The following is a 13,054-nucleotide window of genomic DNA, read 5'->3' as shown; positions in this document are numbered from 1 at the left end:
ATCAGGGACCCGGCAACTTCCCCGTCACCGGCGCCGTCAGCATTGCCTCGAGCAGCCGTTCGGCCGTCGTTCCCTCGGGCAGCCGCCCCAGAATATCCTCGAGCCGTCCGTCGAGCAGCAGCATGGTGAAGCCATGCACCATTGACCAGGCGCGCGCGATGGCGGCGCCCTGGTTCAGCGTCAGGGAATCTTCGCTGATCTGCTCCTGGCGCATCATGCCGATCGCATTGGCAAGGCCGGCGAAGGAGGCCTCGGCCGCTTCGTTCAGCGAGGGCCGGGAATAGTCGAGGCGTTCGGTGCGGAACATGATGCTGTACATGCCGGGATGAGCCTGCGCGTAGGCGACATAGGCTTTCGGCCGCGCCAGCGCGCGCGCAAGCGGCGTGGTGGCGGTGTCGCAGGCGGATGCCATCGCCGCGTTGAACTGGCGGAAGCCGACGGCTGCGAGCTCGCTGAGCAGGCCGGTGAGATCACCGAAATGATGCGTGGGTGCCGCATGCGAGACGCCCGCCTCTCGCGCCACCGCGCGCAATGTCAGGCCGGACAGCCCGTCGCGCTCCAGCACCCGCTCGGCGGCCTGGAGCAGCGCCTCGCGCAGGTCGCCGTGATGATAGGGTGTCTCCGTCTTCGCACCGGCCGGACGGCGCGCAGGGCGCGTCGCCGACGACGTCTTCCTCGGAGTGCGCGCGCCGCGCGCCGTTTCGGTCCTGATTTCGCTCTTGCCCATGAACCAAGCTATAGGGCGCAATATTGACAGTGTAAAGATTTCGCTTGACCGGCGCAGCGATCCGCCCTATCTCATCTTTACGATGTAAAGATAAAAGGAGGGACACGCCGTGCAGCAGGCCGCCATCACCGAGCGCCGCAACAATCTCGGTCCGATTTCCTTCGAGGCCGACGCGCCCTTCCTGAAGATCGTCGGCGAATTGCCGCGCGATCTGAATGGCGTGCTCTATCGCAACGGCCCCAATCCGCAGTTCGATTCCCCCGGCGCGCACTGGTTCGTCGGCGATGGCATGCTGCACGCCTTCCATCTCGAGAACGGCCGCGCCAGCTATCGCAACCGCTGGGTCCGCACGCCGAAATGGCTGGCCGAGCACGACGCCGGCCGCGCGCTGTTCGGCGGCTTCGGCCGCAAGCTGCCTGACGCACCCGCAAATCTCACCGATGGCGGCGTCGCCAACACCAACATCATCTTCCATGCCGGCAAGCTGCTGGCGCTGGAAGAAGCGCATCTGCCGACCGAGATCGAGCCGGGCACGCTGGCGACGCGCGGCTATCACAATTACCAGGGCCGTGTCGCCGGCAGCTTCACGGCGCATCCGAAGGTCGATCCGGTCACCGGCGAGCTGGTGTTCTTCGGCTACAACGCGGCGGGGCCGCTGACGCCTGCCCTCTCCTATGGATCGATCGACGCAACAGGCAAAGCGACGCGCTTCGAACGTTTCGAGGCGCCCTATGCCAGCATGGTGCACGACTTTATCGTCACCGCGAACCATGTGCTGTTTCCGATCCTGCCGATCACGGGCAGCATGGAGCGCGCGATGAGCGGACGGCCGCCCTACGCCTGGGAGCCGGACAAGGGCGCCTATGTCGGCGTGATGAAGCGCAACGGCACCGCCAAGGACATCGTCTGGTTTCGCGGCGAAGCCTGCTACGTTTTCCACATCATGAATGCGTGGGAGGACGATAGCCGCATCGTCGCCGACGTCATGCAGTTCGAGGAAGCGCCGCTGTTTCCGCATCCCGACGGCCGGCCGACGGATCCGGAGAAGTCACGCGCCCGGCATTGCCGCTGGACGTTCGATCTGTCGGGGAATACCGACCGCTTCCAGCAGACTTATCTCGACGATCTCACCGGCGAATTCCCCCGCATCGACGATCGCCGCGCCGGTTTGAAGAGCCGTCACGGCTGGTACGCCTGCGCCAATCCGAAACTGCCGATGTTCGGCGCGCTCTCGGGCATCGTCCATGTCGACGGCAACGGCAAGCGGCTCGGCCATTATCTGCTGCCGGCCGGCGACACCATCTCCGAGCCGGTTTTCGTCGAGCGGTCGGCGGATGCAGCGGAAGGCGACGGCTGGCTGCTGGCAGTGGTCTGGCGCGCGCGTGAAAACCGCAGCGACCTCGCCGTGTTCAATGCCACCGACGTCGAGGCCGGCCCCGTCGCGCTGGTGCAGCTCGGCCACCGCGTGCCGGATGGATTTCACGGCAATTGGGTGGGCGCGGCTTAGCCGCCCGTCGTTTCAGGGCATGCCCCGGAATGACCGGCAGAGGAGTTTCACATGCATATTCCTTCGATCTCCGCAGACAGCCTCGCCGTGCTCGCGCTTGCCTGTGCCGCGCTCGCCGTCCTGGCGAGCTGGCCGCGACGGAGCAGCCAGACCATCTTCAACGGCGGCATCCTGCTCGCCATCGGTCTTGCGATCGCCTCCGCGCTGCCTTTTCTGTCGCACCTGCCCTGGGCCGATCTGGTCGACGAGGCATCCATCCAAGCCATTGCTGCCCTTCACTTTTTGGAAGTCACTTACACCATTTTGACACTGTAAAGATTTAGCTTGACCCGGCATCGCCCCTGAACTATCAATCTTTACACCGTAAAGATCGATTGCCCGAGGCGACCCATGGCGATTTTCCTGATCCTCGCGCCCTATGGCGTTTACACTTTCCTGATGCTGGTGACGTCGGCAGCGATCAGCCTGTTCGCGGCCTCCGCGATCTGCCTCGCGACCATCGCGATCGACGTCATGCGCGGCCGCTCCGTGAAGATCCTGGCTGTGGGCTCGGCGATCGTGTTCGCTGCAATCGGCCTCACCCTCGCGCTGGTCGACCCCGCTTTGGGCACACTCGGCGTCAAGCTGTCGGTCGATATCGGCATCTTCGTCATCTCGCTCGGCTCGATGCTGGTCCGGCGTCCCTTCACGCTGCAATATGCGGTTGAAGCGGTCCCGGCCGAGACCGCGGCAATGCCCGGCTTCCTCACCGCCAATTACATCATCACCGGCGCCTGGACCGCGGCCACGCTGTTGATGGCGGCCGCCAATCTCGTGCTGCTCTATTTCCCCGGCCTGCCGCTCTGGTAGAGCCTTGCGGTCGCCTTCGCCGCCCGCAACAGTGCGATCTATTTCACAAAGTGGTATCCGGAATATCGCCAGATCAAGTACGCTACGCCCGCCCTGCCCCACTCTCACTAAAGACAGGACAGACGATGAAAGACGTATTCCGCCGGCTCGTCTCCGACTTTCTCTCCACCATCGTCTTCCTGGTGATCTATCTCGCCACCGACAACGTCATCCTCGCAACCGCGGTCGCCATTCTCGGCGCGATCGGCCAGGTGGTGTGGTCGCGGATCAAGGGGCAGACGCTCGGCTACATGACCTGGGCGAGCCTCGGCCTCGTCATCGTGCTCGGCGGCGCGACGCTGCTCACCCACGATCCGCGCTTCGTGCTGGCAAAGCCGGCGATCGGACATGTCGCGATCGGCATCGTCATGCTCAAGCGCGGCTGGATGCTGCGCTATCTGCCGGCGATCGTGACCGAGACCATTCCGGAATACGTCACCATCGCGGGCTACGCCTGGGCCGCGCTGATGTTCGTGCTCGCCGCAGGCACCGTGGCGGTTGCCATGACCGGCGACATGAAGCTGTGGGCCTTCTACATTTCGGTGGTCCTGATCGGCGCAAAGCTCGTGGCGTTCGCGATCCAGTACGTCGCCTTCCGCCTCCTCATCGGCAGCCGCATGCGCGCGGCCCGCGCCTGAGGCCGCGTCAAAGAGAGGGTTAGGCAGGCCCCGCGAGTTGGGCTATAGGCGTTCCCGGCCAGTCCTGCGAATTGTCGCAGACCGCCGGGAAAAAATTGGGAGACGCGAATGGCCGTGGACGGCAACTGGACTCTGACCATGACGACGCCCATGGGCGAGCGCAAGGCGACGTTGAGCCTGACGGCCGCCGGCGGCACGCTCACGGGCACGCAGGGTGCGGAAGGCAATACCGCCGAGATTTTCGACGGCACCGTCTCGGGCGACAACGTCTCTTGGAAGGTTTCGATCACCAACCCGATGCCGCTCACGCTCGAATTCACCGGCACCGTCGCCGGCGACAGCATCAGCGGCGAGATGGGCATCGGCCCGATGGGCAGTTTTCCGTTCACGGGCGCCCGCGCGTAAGGACGCGCTGCATCGATGCGCGTGCTCCGTCTCATCGCGGCAACGATCCTGTGGGTCGCGACACAAGCGCGCGCGGACGATACCGAACCGGCGTGGCGCGCAAGCGCGCTCGCCATGGTGCCCGCGGGCTATGTCGCGGGCCACGCCTACCGGACCGACGGTTCGACCGGCACCCTCGCCGTTGATCCCGCAACGTCGAACGATCCGAAGACACCGGCCAGCGTGTTCGCTGCGCGTCAGGCCCTCATCGTCACGCTGACACCGAACGCGACCCGCGCGGTCTCGGCCGAATTGAAGCCGCGCACTGCGCCGGACCCCGACAACGACGACACCGATTTCGCGAAGGTGCACGCGGACCTCGCCGCGGCGCGCGCAAGTCTGCCTGAAGGCACCGAGCCCTGCGATCTCGGTGCATGGTCCATCGACAAGGATCCTGCCGGCCTCAACGTGCGCGCCGAGCCGTCAGTGAAAGCGCGCGTGCTCGGCACCCTGCCGCCGCCCTACCGCCTCAAGCTCGGCGGCGCCGAGAACACGCCGGACGGCGGCTGGCTCACCGAATTCCGCATCATCGGCTTCAAGGACGGCTGGTTTCTGATCGAAGGCGCAAAACCGCCGGGCAAGGACTACGAGGACGAGAAGCTGTATCCGCGCAGCGCGCCAAAGCCCTATGCAGGCCGCGGCTGGGTCGCATCCAACAAGGTCGGCGCGTCCTATGCCAATGGCGCCACGCGCATGGGCGGCCTGTTTCAGGCGCCCTTCGTCGATGCCAAATGGATGCCCGCCCAGCGCGAGCTTGGCGGCCCCATCGACACCGATGGCGGCCCGAAGCGCATCCTCGCCTGCAGCGGCCTCTGGGGCCTGGTCGAAAGCCAGGACGGCGTTCGCGGCTGGTGGCGCGGGCTGTGCTCCAACCAGGTTACGAATTGTAGTTGAAGCACTCTCGTGTCCCGGACGCGGTGCAGCGTGCAGCGCTGCTCCGCAGAGCCGGGACCCATGCCGCCACGTGGACCCCGGATCAGCAGCGCACCGCTTCGCGCTGCGCCGCATCCGGGGAACGCCGCCTCAGCCCAGATTCAACTCCTTGAAGAAGTCGTTGCCCTTGTCGTCGATGATGATGAACGCCGGGAAGTCGACGACTTCGATGCGCCAGATCGCTTCCATGCCGAGCTCGGGATATTCGAGCACCTCGACCTTCTTGATGCAGTGCTCGGCAAGGTTCGCCGCCGCACCGCCGATCGAGCCGAGATAGAAGCCGCCATACTTCTTGCAGGCTTCGCGCACGGCCGGCGCGCGGTTGCCCTTGGCGACCATCACCATCGAGCCGCCCGCGGCCTGGAACTGGTCGACAAAGGAATCCATGCGGCCCGCGGTGGTCGGGCCGAACGCGCCGGAGGCGTAGCCTTCGGGCGTCTTGGCGGGGCCGGCGTAGTAGACCGGATGGTTCTTGAAATAATCCGGCAGCGGCTCGCCCTTGTCGAGACGCTCGCGCAGCTTGGCGTGCGCGGAATCGCGCGCGACGATCATGGTGCCGGTCATCGAGACGCGCGTCTTGGTCGGGTATTTCGAGAACGTCGCCAGAATATCCTTCATCGGCTGGTTGAGGTCGATCTTGACCACCTCGCCGCCGAGCGACTCTTCAACCTGCGGCAGGTACTGCGCCGGATTGTGCTCGAGCTCCTCGAGATAGACGCCGTCTTTGGTGATCTTGCCGAGCACCTGGCGGTCGGCCGAGCAGGACACGCCAAGCCCGATCGGTAGCGACGCCCCATGGCGCGGCAGGCGGATCACACGCACGTCGTGGCAGAAATACTTGCCGCCGAACTGCGCGCCGACGCCGAGCGACTGCGTCATCTTCAGAATTTCCTGCTCCATTTCGAGATCGCGGAACGCGTTGCCGTCGGGCGAGCCGTGGGTCGGCAGCGCGTCGAGATAGCGGGCGGAGGCGAGCTTCACCGTCTTCATGCAGAGCTCGGCCGAGGTGCCGCCGATCACGATCGCGAGGTGATAGGGCGGGCATGCCGCGGTGCCCAGCGTCAACACCTTCTCCTTCAGGAACGCGAGCAGCCGGTCCCTGGTCAGCACCGAGGGCGTCGCCTGGAACAGAAAGCTCTTGTTGGCGGAGCCGCCGCCCTTCGCCATGAACATGAACTTGTAGGCGTCGTCACCCTCGGCGTAGATCTCGCACTGCGCCGGCATGTTGTTGGCGGTGTTCTTCTCCTCGTACATCGAGAGCGGCGCGACCTGCGAGTAGCGCAGATTGCGGCGCAGGTAAGCATCGCGCGCGCCTTCCGACAGCGCGGCCTCGTCGTCACCGTCGGTGATGACGTTGCAGCCCTTCTTGCCCATGATGATCGCGGTGCCGGTGTCCTGGCACATCGGCAGCACGCCGCCGGCCGCGATGTTGGCGTTCTTCAGAAAGTCCAGCGCGACGAATTTGTCGTTCGGGCTGGCCTCGCCGTCCTCCAGGATGGCGCGAAGCTGCTTCAGGTGCCCCGGACGCAGATAGTGGTTGATGTCGCCAAAGGCCGCCTCCGACAGCGCCCGCAGCGCCTCGCGCGACACCACCAGCATGTCCTTGCCCAGGACCTTCTCGACCCTGACGCCCTCGGCCGTGATCTTCTTGTAGGGCGTCTCGTCCTTGCCCAGCGGGAACAGCGGGGTGTGCTTGTAGGGCGGAACGGGCTTTGCGGGGTCGGGGAAGGCGGTAGGAGCGTTCATGGGGTCGATCTCGGGGTTCTGGAGCCCTCGCGGGCCTCTAAGCATAGAAGCTTTCTAAGCTTTTTTGCCGTAAAAGGAAGGCGCTTTGGCGCGGCCGGGGCATCCCGATTCGGCGGCGTCCCGACCCTTTGCCGGTCGATGCCAGCGGAGATTCCTCGCCTGAATTGTCCTCGGGGAGACCTTGATGCCCCCCTTGCGCTTCGCAAACGACGACGGTTGAATGCGCGCCCTAAGGGGCTTTTCATCATGATTTTCAAACTGAACGTCCGCGGCGCGATCCTGGTCGCCGCCGCCATCACCGGCCTTGTGACCCTCGCCTCGCCGGCCCGCGCCGATCGCTGCGACGACAGCGCCAAGGAGCTGGCAAACCAGGTCGATCGTCTCAAGGTGAACTTTCGCGCCGCCAATATCGTCTACCTGACGCACCCCGCGGCCAAGGAGCTGTCGGTGGGTTGCCGCGGCGACAAATATTCCATCGAGCTCTATGCCAAGGGCGACCGCAAGCCGACGCCGGAGTTCTTCGCGCTGGTGGGGTCGATGGCCGCGATCGTCTTCACCGTGACCAAGGACGACACCACGACCGGTGCAACACGCTGCCTGAAGCGGATGGGACTTCTGCGCGGCGACAAGGTCACCATGCGCTACCGGCGGCTCAACATGGAATGCACCCGCACCAAGACGGACGCGTCCATCGCGATCACGCGCGGCAAGGACGAATAGGCCGCGCCAGCTTTCTCCGCGCGCTGGCGGCGTACGCATCGCGACGCCGGCCGCCGCACACCCCGTCATTGCGAGCGCAGCGAAGCAATCCAGAGTCTTTCCGCGGAGGGATTCTGGATTGCTTCGCTGCGCTCGCAATGACGATGAGCGAGTTCGCGTTCTCGAAACTCACAATGAATAGAACGCATCCCATCGCACCAATTCCCTCGCATTTTAACGATTGCCTTGAAGGAAATTTCGCTCTTCGTGGCGCAGGGTCAATTGTTTCCATATGTGAGGATTTGTGGATGAGCGTTTCTACAATTGCGCCGCCGCCGATCGCGATCGTGGTGCCGAGCTACGACACGACCAAGCAGCAGGACGACCAGACCAAGACCGAGGACACCAACCCGACCTACAAGCCGCAGCCGCCCGCGCCGCTGCCGCCGGGTCAGGGCACGCGGATCGATCAGCTCGCCTGATCGGTCCTTCCCAAGTTGAAGCGCCCGATCCGGTCGATCGGGCCTTTGGCATGTCCGGCCGCATCTTTGCCGGATCGCAGCGCCAGTATGTTGCGAGATGCCCGGGGGACCGCGCGTGATCGCAGAAGTTTCCGTGGCAGGCTACCGGATCGACACCGTCGCGATGCGCGCGCCGCTGTTGGCATTGGCCGGGACGCTTCCATTGGCCGTTGGGCCGGCTGTTCGCTACATCCGCCCTGCTCAACCGTTCCGACACTCCGTCACCATTGAACCGAGCGGCCGCCCGGTCGCATCAAGTGTGATCCGGCTCATCAAAGGTCCGCATTCGACGTGCTCATCTGCGAGACCGAACGGGCCCGTCCATGCGCCCATGGGACAAGGCAATGGAACCGAATGAAAAGCTGCTCTCGCTGGTGGCGGACATCTACGATGCATCGCTCGACGATTCCCGATGGACGGCGACGCTTGGTAGCATCGTCGCGCTCGCGGGCGGCCAGAGCGGCGGGCTGGTCCGGATCGGGGCCGCCGGCGAGGCGGTGATCTCTCATGCCGTCGGTGTCGAGCCCGCCTATATCAGGTCCTACATCGAAACCTACGAGCCATTCGATCCGTCGCGCAGCGTGCTCCACGCGCCGGTCGGCCAGATCCAGACGATCAGGGACTGGATCGACGTCGACGAATTCCGGACGACCGCATTCTACAACGAATGGACGCGGCCGCAGGGTCTCGAAGATGCCGCCAACATCCTGCTCGACAAATCCGCCGAGGGCATATCCCGCCTTTCGATCATGAAGACCGGCGGTCCGGTCGACCGCAGGATGTATCAGGTGATCTCCCACCTGACGCCGCATGTGCAGCGCGCCATGCTCGTCAGGCAGAGGCTGGAGCAGCAGAACGCGCTGGAGACGACGTCGGTCCGCACCCTCGACGCTCTGCGAAGCGCCGTCCTGCTGCTCGACGCCGACGGCCATATCACCCACGCCAATGCGAGTGCACGCGCCATTCTGGACGAGGCCGACGTGCTCCGTTCGGTCCATGGCCGGCTCGTGACCGCCGACCCGAATACAGATCGCGTGCTGCGGCAAGCGCTGGCGGGCACCGTGCTCGGCGACCGCGCCATGACGAGCGCGAGCATCTCGCTGCATCTCGCCGCCCGCGATGGCTCGCACTATGTCGGGCACCTCCTGCCGCTGACCGCCGGGCGCCGGCAAATGTTCGCAGCCAACCATGACGCCTGTGCCGTCCTGTTCGTCGGCAAGGCAGCGCTCGACACGATCGTCGCGCCCGACCTCATCCGCAAGCTCTTCAAGCTGACGCCGGCCGAGCTGCGCGTCTTCCTCGCCATCGTCGAAATCGGCGGGGTTCCCGACGTGGCGCGGAGCATGGGCGTCGCCGAAACCACGATCAAGACCCATCTCACCCGGATCTTCATGAAGACCGGAACCAAGCGGCAGGCGGATCTGGTTCGGCTCATCGCGGCCTTTACACCGCCCATCAAGATCTGAAGCCCAGCGGTTGCACCGGCCGAATGTCTGCCGAAAAAAATGCCATCAGCTCGCCGTGGGATGGAGCCAGACCGACCATGATCGCCAGACTGCTGTTGCAGAACACGATCTTCACCATTGCGATGGGCGCGCTGCTGTTCGCATCCGCCGGCACGCTGCATTGGCCCGGCGCCTGGGCTCTGCTCGTCACCTCCGCACTGCTCGGCCCGCTGTGCGGCTGGTGGCTCTACCGGTGTGATCCGGCGCTGCTCGCCGAGCGTCTGCGTCCGGTGATCCAGCGGGACCAGCCGCCGGCCGACAAGGCCTTCATCACCGCCTTCATCGCGGCGATGCTGGCGTGGCTGGTCGTGATGGGGCTCGATCGGCGTTGTCTCGCTTCGGACTTGCCGCTCGGCCTGCAGGTCCTCGGCTTGGTGCTGTTCCTGCTCTGCACCCTGTTCACGATGTCGGTGTTCCGTGAGAACTCGTTCGCCGCACCGGTGGTAAAGCTGCAGGCCGACCGCGCACAGCGCGTGATCTCGACCGGGCCCTACGCGTATGTGCGCCATCCCATGTATGGCGGCCTGATCCTGTTCTTCGCCGGCGTGCCGCTGCTGCTGGGCTCGTGGTGGGGCCTTGCCATGCTGCCGCTGTTCGTTGCCTTGTTGGCCGTCCGCATCGGCATCGAGGAGCGCACGCTGCGTGCGGGACTGCCGGGCTATGCCGACTATGCAGCGCGGGTGCGCTACCGCCTGGTGCCCGGCGTGTGGTGAGCGCGCATCACGGTTCGGTACAGGACGTCGACGCTTTCCGGAAAAGCGCCCGCCCTCCTCCGATCGACTGACGTCGCCGCAACCGAACCCCGCTAGAGGGAACCCGCACCACGCCACGGGAGACGCGACGATGTTCTGCAAGCCCCCATGTCCCGACGACGCCGATCTCGCTTCCGTTTCCGATGCTCCAGACGATCGACTGGTCCCGAAGCCTGCACAGGCGCTCGCGAGCCACGACGGGTTCGGGCGAATGATCGCGCCCGAAACGGCCGGTCCGGAACGGGGGCTGCCGCCGGCCGCCGTCCGGACCGGCTAATTGTCGAGCTCCTTGTAGCGGCGGAAGATGCCCTGCTCGTTGAAGGCAATGCGGCGTTCGCTGGCCAGATAGGCCTTGATGTTCGGCCGCGCGGCGATGCGGTCGTGCAGGCCGACGAGGCCGGGGATGTCTTCCTCGAAGGCCTTCATGCGCTTGGGAAAAGCATAGCGCAGCCCGGCGACGATCTGGAACAGCGAGAGATCGACGTAAGTGAGCTTGCGGCCTGTGACATAGGCGCCGCCATGGCCGTCGAGAAGCTGTTCGAAATAGCCGAGATATTTCGGCACGCGCTCATCCCAGAACTCGGCCGTGCGCTTCTTCGCTGCCGGCTTCTGGTCTTCGTAGTACATCGAAGGCCCGAGCGGATGATGGGTGTCGTGGATCTCCAGCACGAAATCGGCGATGGTGAGCTGCAGCTGGTGCACCCAGAGTTTGCCCGCTTCCGTCTTCGGCGCGAGCCCGTGGCGGCTGCCGAGATAGAGCAGGATATTGGCGGTCTGGCCGATGACGAGCTTGCCCGCTTTCAGGAACGGCGGGGCAAAGGGCGGCGTGCCCTGCGCGTCCATCATCTTCATCATCGCGCTGCTACCGCGTGCGCCTCGCGCGACATCGACGTAAGCGGCGCCCGCCTCCTCCAGCGCCAGCCGCACATATTCGCCGCGGCCCTGGATCTCGGGCCAATAGTAGAGCTCGTATTTCATGAGAGTGGTCCGTAAGCGTGGGAGCGACGGAACCAATGTAGCATGCGGCGCAAGGTTCCGTGCGTATGGGACGGAACGGTGGCGCCACATCCTCCGTCGAGAGAACTTCGCGCGCTAGTTCAATTCGCCGCAAAGCAATACAGCAGCCCATCCCCGCCGGTGCTCTTCAGGTCGGCCTGCGAGCAGCCGCCGTCGGGACCGCGCGAGGGGTGCGAGCTGTTCCAGGATTTCGACGGCTCGTCATCGCGCAGGCCCTGGCGATCGGCATGGCCGACGACCGCCGCGCCTTGCGTGCTCGACGTCCAGTTCTTGCAGGTCTTGTCGTCGCCGGCCGCAAAAGCCGTCCCGTCAGGTTGCGATCCCGTGAGGATGTCATGCCGGTTCGGCGTATCGCCGCGGCCGTTGGTGACCTCGCCCTTCTCGCTGAGCGCGGTCTGCTTGGTGAGATTGTTGGCGGCGCCGTGCAGATCGGCGACGTCCTTGGCGATCACCGCGCCCTTGGCGTTCTGCCACGGTCCCTTGCCGATGCGATCGCGGGCGTTGACGGACGGCTTGCCGTCGGCGGCCTGCGTCGAGAGATAGGCGCGCCAGGTCTTGGCACCGGCGCCGGAGGCCTGCGCGAGCTTCTGGCACTGCGCATCGGCTCCCACGAGGCCACCGAGATCGGCGCCCTTGCCCGGGCCGCTGGAGGTCACGAAGAACGTCATGTCGGCCGACTGCGCCCGCGCTGATGGCGCCACAAGAGCCATGACGAGTGCGAGGCCTGAAATCGTCGCGGATATCCCGATGCGGATCATCTTGTCCCTCCCAATCTTGCTTGTGGTTGGCCGCCTGATTTCAACCCGGCATGCGCCCGCTTATTCCGGTGCCGCGGCGCAAGACGTCCAAAAGAAAAAGGCGCCGTGCTGGAAGCACGACGCCTTGGTTCTTCGTCTCGCCTGCGATCAGTTGGTCTGCTGGATCGCCGACAGTTCCCAGTTGCCGCCCGGACGGCGGGCGAAGGTCCAGACCTCGGTCGCCTCACCCGGCTGCTCGCTGCCGGCAACCACCGTGCCGCTGTTGCGGTCGAGCGTCTTGTCGGTAAGCGCGAAGCGCAGCGCCACCGTAGCGTAGTCGGTCTCGCCTTCGCGCCAGGCTTCCGCGAGGTCACCCTGCAGCAGCTTCACGTTGGCGACCTTGTTGACGACGTTGCGTGCACGGTTCTCCGCGAGATCCTTCTCGAAATAGGAGACCATTTCCGGCGTCGCGAGCGTATGCAGCTTGGCCACATCCTCGTTCGACCAGGCGGTCTGGACATCGCCGAGCAGGCGCTCGAACGCCTCATAGTCGTCAGGCTTGATCTCGAGCGGCGCGTTGTTGTTGCCGCCGAAACCGAAGCCGCCAAGTCCGCTGCCAAGACCACCGCCAAGTCCGCCACCGAGGGCGCTACGCAGGTTCGTCTGCGGTCCCGGACCGGAACTCGCATCGGCGTTGGCATAGGCCGCCTGCGGCGTGTGGCGGCGCTGCCACCACGACATCGCGAGCCGCACCACGAACACCACCAGCACGATCTGGATGATCAGGCCGAGGATCGAGGACAGGCCGCCGAGGCCGCCAAACAGGCCACCGCCGAACAGCATGCCGAGCAGGCCTGCGCCGAGGAAGCCGGCCGCGAGGCCGCCCATGAAGCCGCCGGCGCGGCCGAACAGGCCGCCGCGCGCGGGTGCGGCAGGCGCC

Annotated in this window: 14 protein-coding genes and 1 pseudogene; 10 read left to right on the top strand and 5 right to left on the bottom strand. The window is 65.4% G+C overall.

What is annotated here, in order from left to right; all coding sequences use genetic code 11:
- Nucleotide 1: 1 nt before the first annotated feature.
- Nucleotides 2-727, bottom strand: coding sequence for a TetR/AcrR family transcriptional regulator (locus PMI42_RS26330; protein ID WP_008139757.1), 726 nt, complete (start codon nt 725-727; stop codon nt 2-4).
- 109 nt (nt 728-836) lie between these two features.
- Between PMI42_RS26330 and PMI42_RS26325 the strand changes: the two genes are divergently transcribed.
- The 6 genes and pseudogenes from PMI42_RS26325 to PMI42_RS26300 all read left to right on the top strand — a co-directional run bounded on the left by PMI42_RS26325 (nt 837) and on the right by PMI42_RS26300 (nt 5,098).
- A complete protein-coding gene (locus PMI42_RS26325; protein WP_008139755.1) occupies nt 837-2,234 on the top strand; it encodes a carotenoid oxygenase family protein in 1,398 nt (465 codons plus the stop codon).
- 51 nt (nt 2,235-2,285) lie between these two features.
- Nucleotides 2,286-2,549 (top strand): hypothetical protein, encoded by a 264-nt coding sequence (locus tag PMI42_RS26320; RefSeq protein ID WP_008139753.1) that lies wholly within the window; start codon nt 2,286-2,288, stop codon nt 2,547-2,549.
- Between the two features lie 75 nt (nt 2,550-2,624).
- Nucleotides 2,625-3,194, top strand: a pseudogene (locus PMI42_RS26315) (hypothetical protein).
- A gap of 14 nt (nt 3,195-3,208) precedes the next feature.
- The gene (locus tag PMI42_RS26310) at nt 3,209-3,760 is read left to right on the top strand and encodes an inner membrane-spanning protein YciB (RefSeq protein WP_008139749.1); all 552 of its coding nucleotides are present in this window, start codon (nt 3,209-3,211) and stop codon (nt 3,758-3,760) included.
- A gap of 108 nt (nt 3,761-3,868) precedes the next feature.
- Nucleotides 3,869-4,165 (top strand): hypothetical protein, encoded by a 297-nt coding sequence (locus PMI42_RS26305; RefSeq protein ID WP_008139746.1) that lies wholly within the window; start codon nt 3,869-3,871, stop codon nt 4,163-4,165.
- Nucleotides 4,166-4,180: 15 nt separating this feature from the next.
- Complete coding sequence (locus PMI42_RS26300) at nt 4,181-5,098, top strand: hypothetical protein (protein WP_008139744.1); 918 nt, start codon at nt 4,181-4,183, stop codon at nt 5,096-5,098.
- A gap of 129 nt (nt 5,099-5,227) precedes the next feature.
- Here PMI42_RS26300 and PMI42_RS26295 read toward each other — a convergent pair whose 3' ends face one another.
- Entirely contained in the window at nt 5,228-6,883 is a 1,656-nt protein-coding gene (locus PMI42_RS26295) for a fumarate hydratase (RefSeq protein ID WP_008139742.1), read from the bottom strand.
- Between the two features lie 246 nt (nt 6,884-7,129).
- On the opposite strand from PMI42_RS26295, the gene PMI42_RS26290 reads away from it, so the two are divergent.
- The 4 genes from PMI42_RS26290 to PMI42_RS26280 all read left to right on the top strand — a co-directional run bounded on the left by PMI42_RS26290 (nt 7,130) and on the right by PMI42_RS26280 (nt 10,321).
- Nucleotides 7,130-7,603 (top strand): hypothetical protein, encoded by a 474-nt coding sequence (locus PMI42_RS26290; protein WP_008139739.1) that lies wholly within the window; start codon nt 7,130-7,132, stop codon nt 7,601-7,603.
- 287 nt (nt 7,604-7,890) lie between these two features.
- A complete protein-coding gene (locus PMI42_RS40130; protein WP_008139737.1) occupies nt 7,891-8,064 on the top strand; it encodes a hypothetical protein in 174 nt (57 codons plus the stop codon).
- Nucleotides 8,065-8,447: 383 nt separating this feature from the next.
- Nucleotides 8,448-9,569: a helix-turn-helix transcriptional regulator gene (locus PMI42_RS26285; RefSeq protein WP_008139735.1), complete on the top strand. Its 1,122-nt coding sequence runs from the start codon at nt 8,448-8,450 to the stop codon at nt 9,567-9,569.
- Nucleotides 9,570-9,646: 77 nt separating this feature from the next.
- Nucleotides 9,647-10,321 carry a methyltransferase family protein gene (locus tag PMI42_RS26280; RefSeq protein ID WP_008139732.1) on the top strand — a complete coding sequence of 225 codons (675 nt, stop codon included), beginning with the start codon at nt 9,647-9,649 and terminating at the stop codon, nt 10,319-10,321.
- A gap of 312 nt (nt 10,322-10,633) precedes the next feature.
- Here the strand turns inward: PMI42_RS26280 and PMI42_RS26275 are convergent, their stop codons facing one another.
- The 3 genes from PMI42_RS26275 to PMI42_RS26265 all read right to left on the bottom strand — a co-directional run.
- A complete protein-coding gene (locus PMI42_RS26275; RefSeq protein WP_008139728.1) occupies nt 10,634-11,338 on the bottom strand; it encodes a glutathione S-transferase in 705 nt (234 codons plus the stop codon).
- 119 nt (nt 11,339-11,457) lie between these two features.
- Nucleotides 11,458-12,135, bottom strand: coding sequence for a hypothetical protein (locus tag PMI42_RS26270; RefSeq protein WP_008139726.1), 678 nt, complete (start codon nt 12,133-12,135; stop codon nt 11,458-11,460).
- A gap of 147 nt (nt 12,136-12,282) precedes the next feature.
- On the bottom strand, nt 12,283-13,054 hold a 772-nt coding region (locus PMI42_RS26265; RefSeq protein ID WP_008139724.1), incomplete at its 5' end, for a Tim44 domain-containing protein.

The organism is Bradyrhizobium sp. YR681 (genome assembly GCF_000282615.1).
Taxonomy (GTDB): domain Bacteria; phylum Pseudomonadota; class Alphaproteobacteria; order Rhizobiales; family Xanthobacteraceae; genus Bradyrhizobium.
The sequence above is the reverse complement of the archived record's forward strand: the minus strand, read 5'-3'. Positions and strand labels throughout refer to the sequence as shown.